Origin of the sequence: Nocardia carnea, from assembly GCF_029868855.1 — a bacterium.
Classification (GTDB): Bacteria; Actinomycetota; Actinomycetes; order Mycobacteriales; family Mycobacteriaceae; genus Nocardia; species Nocardia carnea_A.
The window spans coordinates 1-3,641 of the sequence record NZ_JARWOV010000204.1; the positions used below are offsets into that span (position 1 = coordinate 1).

At 70.7% G+C, this 3,641-nt stretch carries 3 protein-coding genes; 2 read left to right on the forward strand and 1 reads right to left on the reverse strand.

All coding sequences use genetic code 11. The features are described from left to right. Positions 1-123: 123 nt before the first annotated feature. The gene (locus QH195_RS19615; protein ID WP_280420692.1) at positions 124-615 is read right to left on the reverse strand and encodes an inorganic diphosphatase; all 492 of its coding nucleotides are present in this window, start codon (positions 613-615) and stop codon (positions 124-126) included. Between the two features lie 189 nt (positions 616-804). Between QH195_RS19615 and QH195_RS19620 the strand changes: the two genes are divergently transcribed. Both QH195_RS19620 and QH195_RS19625 read left to right on the forward strand, forming a co-directional pair. Next, positions 805-2,289 (forward strand): D-alanyl-D-alanine carboxypeptidase/D-alanyl-D-alanine-endopeptidase, encoded by a 1,485-nt coding sequence (locus tag QH195_RS19620; RefSeq protein WP_280436498.1) that lies wholly within the window; start codon positions 805-807, stop codon positions 2,287-2,289. A 14-nt stretch (positions 2,290-2,303) separates the two neighbouring features. Further along, on the forward strand, positions 2,304-3,422 hold the full coding sequence (locus QH195_RS19625) for a zinc-dependent metalloprotease (RefSeq protein WP_280436497.1): 1,119 nt from the start codon (positions 2,304-2,306) through the stop codon (positions 3,420-3,422). The last annotated feature ends 219 nt before the right edge of the window (positions 3,423-3,641 follow it).

The following is a 3,641-nucleotide window of genomic DNA, read 5'->3' on the forward strand; positions in this document are numbered from 1 at the left end:
CCGCCGCGTCCACCGCCCCGTGAGCGGCGCGGCCCGCCCCTGCTTCCCGCCCCCCATGACCTCGGGGGCGTAAAGCTGGGACCGAGGGGGCCGAACTCCGGGCGCGCCGGCGCGCAAAAAAACTCAGTGCCCGCCCTTGTCCTTCAGACGCTGGAACGACGCCTCGATCTCGACCTCCGCCTCGGCGCGCCCGACCCATTCCGAGCCCTTGACGTACTTGCCGGGCTCGAGGTCCTTGTACCGCTCGAAGAAGTGCTTGATCGCGGCCAGTTCGAACTCCGGAACGTCGGCGAGGTCCTGGATATGGTCCCAGCGCGGGTCGCCGGCGGGAACGCACAGGATCTTGTCGTCGCCGCCCGCTTCGTCGGTCATCCGGTACATGGCCACCGGCCGGGCCTCGACGATGACGCCGGGGAACACCGAGTCCGGTAGCAGCACGAGGGCGTCCAGCGGGTCGCCGTCCTCACCGAGGGTGTCCTCGATGAAGCCGTAGTCGGCCGGGTAGGCCATCGAGGTGTACAGGAACCGGTCGAGCCGGACCCGTCCGGTTTCGTGGTCGACCTCGTACTTGTTGCGCGAACCCTTGGGGATCTCGATGGTGACGTCGAACTCCACGCCAACTCCTTCCGCTGCTCTCACGATGCACCGTGGTGGCCGGCTCCGGCCGGCGCACCCGGTTGTTCGCCGAGAACGGTAGCGGAACACCGATAGGGTTGTCGGCGGCAGCTGGGTTCGGCGGGGTCCGGTGCCATGGACAGGTACGAGGGAGACGGCGGCAGCGTGGTTTGGCAGGGTGGCAGCGGGATGGACGGGTCGGCAGGGCGCCGGCGCCGTGGGTTGCGGGCGTGGTTGATCACCGTCCTGGTGGGGCTGGTGGGTGCGGCGGCGGTGCTGGCCGTCGTATTGCGGCCGTGGACTCCGGAATTCCGGCACGGTGGGCTCACGATCGCGGCGCCGCCCGCCCCGGTGCGGGTGCTGCCCGAGGTCCGGCCGGCACCCGATACCGGCCCGGCGCCCAGCCCCTCGGGTGTCGCGGCAGCTCTCGGCCCGGTGGCCGCCAACCCTGACCTGGGTGGTTTCGCCGGGTCGGTCACCGATGCCGAGACCGGCACCGTGCTGTGGAATTCCCGCGCCGACGAACCGCGGGTGCCGTCGTCGACGGCCAAGATCATGACCACCGCCGCGGCGCTGCTCACCCTGCCGGACGATCAGCGCGTGCAGACCCGGGTGGTCGCGGGCGCGGCGCCGAACGAGATCGTGCTCGTGGCCGGCGGCGATCCCACACTGACCGCGCAGCCCGGTGGGAAGGGTTACTACCCGGGGGCCGCCGGTTTGGCCGACCTCGCGGATCAGGTGCGCACCGCCGATGTGCGGGCGGACACCGTCGTGGTCGATATCTCGCGCTATACCGGCCCGACGATGGCTCGCGGCTGGGACCCGGTCGATATCGGCGGCGGTTCCATCGCACCGCTCGAACCGATCATGCTCGACGGTGGCCGGTTGAACCCACTGGTCGAGTATTCGCCGCGTTCGGGCACCCCGGCCCTGGATGTGGGCCGGCGGCTCGCGGTCGAACTCGGTCTCGACCCGGCGAAGGTGCGGATCGGCAACGCGCCGCAGGGCACCAAGCGCCTGGCCGAAGTGGCTTCCGCGCCGCTGCGCGACCGGTTGCGGGACATGATGGTGTACTCGGACAACGTGCTGGCCGAGACGATCGGCCGGGAGGTCGCGCAGGCCACCGGCCACCCGGCATCGTTCGACGGAGCAGCCGCCGCGGTCGCCGCGGTGCTCACCGAGCACGGCTTCGATCTGGCCGGCGTCACCATGCACGATTGCAGCGGCCTCTCGACCGACGACCGGATCCCGGCGCGGGTGCTGGACCGCATCCTGGCCACCGCCGCCGGCCCCGCACCGGACGAGACAGCGACCAGTACCGCACCGAAACCGGTGATATCGCCGCTCGGTGCCGGCGCCGGGGCCGAGTCCGAACCCGCGGATCCCGAGCAGTCCTTGACCGCCACGTTGGTCCCGCTGCTCGACTACCTGCCGGTCGCCGGCGGTACCGGTTCGCTGGCCGGCCGGTATGTCGACCGGAACCAGGGCGGCGCGGGGTGGGTGCGCGCCAAGACCGGAACTCTGTCGGTGGCCAGTACGTTGGCCGGTTATGTGCTGGATCGTGACGGCCGGGTCCTGACCTTCACCTTGATGTCGAGCGATCGGCCGCCGGAGGTCAGCCGGCCCGCACTGGACGCCGTCGCGACCACGCTGCGCAACTGTGGATGTTCCTGACGGCTGGAGGGCGCATGACGATTCGACAAGGTCCCGGCGGGCCCGGTGCGCCCGAGTCGGCCGATAACGGGCCATCCGATACCGACAGCGAGCGGCGCACGTTCGCGGGTGTGGTGGATTGGCGGTGGGCCGCCCGGACCGGGGCAGCCCTGGTACCCGCGGGACCACGGACCTCCCGGCTCGCCGCCGAGCAGGCTGTGGCCGAGCTCGCCGACGCGTCGGTGCGGGCCGAGGAACCGGTCCGCGCGGTGACCGGTCTGCTCGACGATCAGCCGGTGCCCGCCGCGCGGATCGTCGACCGTCCGGGCTGGATCGGTGCCGCGGCCGATTCGATGTCGCTGCTCACCGGGACCGGAACGGCGGACCGGGCCGGCGTGCTCGCCGGTAAGCCGGCCGGTGTGCAGGTGGGCGCCATGCTCGCCTTCCTGTCCACCGCGATCCTCGGTCAGTACGACCCGTTCACCGGTCCCGACGGCACTTTGCTGCTGGTGGCGCCGAATATCGTCGGTGTCGAGCGAGCGCTGGGTGTGACGCCGGCGGATTTCCGCTTCTGGGTCTGCCTGCACGAGGTGACCCACCGAGTGCAGTTCTCGGCGTCCCCCTGGCTGGCCGGCTATATGCGTGAGAACGTCGAGGTGCTCGGCGATATCGAGGACGAGGCGACCTCGGAGATGCTGGCGCGGCTGATCACCGAACTGAAGCTGCGGCGCAGCGGCCGCGCCTCCGACGACCCGAATTCGCGCGGCGTGGTCGGTTTGCTGCGTGCCACCCAGCCACCCGCGCAGCGGGAGGCGCTGGATCGGCTGCTGATGCTGGGCACTCTGCTCGAGGGACACGCCGACCATGTGATGGACGCCGTCGGCCCGAGCGTGGTGCCGACGGTCGAGCAGATCCGGGCCGCGTTCGACAAGCGGCGCACCCGCCCGGCCAACCCTGTCCAGCGGCTGCTGCGCGCACTGCTGGGAATCGACGCGAAGGTCGCGCAGTACGTGCGTGGTAAGGCCTTCGTCGACGAGGTAGTGGGAACTGTCGGGATGCAGCAGTTCAACGCGATCTGGACCGACGCGGAGACCCTGCCGCGTGCCGCGGAGATCGACGAACCGCGGCGCTGGATCACCCGAGTGCTGGATTGAGCTGCGCGCCCCAGAGCAGTTGGACACAAGGTGTCGAAGCCACCCACACCACGGAGACAAAAGCCCACCTCGCCATCGAAATCGCCCTTTCTGGGTGGGGCCCGCCCCTGGTCTGGAGCGACGGAGCGGGGGAGCGAAGCGGAGGAGCGGAGGAGTGAAGACCAGGGGTCACGAGGGCCCCACCCTCGAGCCGCGGAGCGGCTCCGAAATTACAGCCCG